1 protein-coding gene is annotated in these 1,095 nt (G+C 78.5%); it reads right to left on the bottom strand.

The annotated features are described in order from the left end of the window. Positions 1-201 precede the first annotated feature (201 nt). The coding region (locus tag NH342_RS23045; protein WP_253018718.1) for an alpha/beta fold hydrolase at positions 202-1,095 on the bottom strand (894 nt) is incomplete at its 5' end.

Genomic DNA, 1,095 nt, shown 5'->3' with positions numbered 1-1,095 from the left:
CGGGAACGTCGGCCGCGCCCGGGACCGGGCGCGGGGGCGCGGACCGACCAGCGGCGGCGGCACGGGCGGCCGCCCCTGCGCGTCGCGGTCCGGCGGGGTCACGCCGGACAGGCTCTCACGCACCACGGCGCGGACCGGTCCGTACGGGGCGTCCCGGTCGTGTGTCCGTCCGTCCCGTCGCACCCGTCCCAGGCTGCCCGGTCAGGCGCCGTCGACCTCCTCCAGCAGCGCCAGGACGGCGCGTGCGGTGTCCTCGGGTGCCTCCATCATGGCCACGTGGCCGACCCCGGCCTGCACCTGCAGCCGGGCGTCGGGGAGCGTGGTCGCCAGCCGGGGTGCCAGGCGGGGGTCCACCAGCTTGTCCCGGTCACCCCAGACCACCAGCGACGGCGCGGTGACCCCCCTCGCCGCCCGCCACGCGTTGGCCCGGCCGACCCGCAGGTAGGAGGTCATCAGCCCGCGCATGGTGCGGGTGAGCGCGCGGCCGGCCCAGGCCTGCTCGTCGCGCAGCCGCGCCTCCTCCACCGCCTCGCGCAGCCGGACCTCGGGGACCCGGGCGGGGTCCCCGAAGCACATCTCCAGCGTCATCCGGACCCGGTCCTCGGGGGCGCCGAGCCGCACCCGCTTCTCCGCCAGGCTGGGGATGCCGGGCAGGAGCAGCAGCGCGATCGCCCGGTCGAAGGCCGCCGGCACCCGGTACACCGGCATGGCGGGCGAGATCAGCGTCAGGGTGGCGACCAGGTCGGGACGACGGGCTGCGACCAGCAGGCTGACCAGCCCGCCGAGGGAGTTGCCCACCAGGTGCACCGGCTCGCCCGCGCCGGGTCCGGGCCGGGCCGCGACGTCGGCGAGCACGGCCTCGACGGCCTGCACGTGCCGGGCCACCGCGTAGCCGCCGCGCGCGGGGGGCGCGGAGCGGCCGAAGCCGGGCAGGTCCAGGGCGTACCCCTCGAGCCGGCCGGACAGCAGCCCGGCGAGGTCGGTCCAGTTGGTCGAGGCCCCGCCCAGGCCGTGCACGTACAGCGCCCGCGCCCGGGGACCGTCGTCCGGGCCGGCGAACGGGGTGTGCCGCAGGTACACCGTGCCGCCGTCGGC

Source organism: Klenkia sp. PcliD-1-E (assembly GCF_024124375.1).
In the GTDB taxonomy this organism is placed as follows: domain Bacteria; phylum Actinomycetota; class Actinomycetes; order Mycobacteriales; family Geodermatophilaceae; genus Klenkia.
This window is presented reverse-complemented; position numbering and strand designations above follow the sequence as displayed.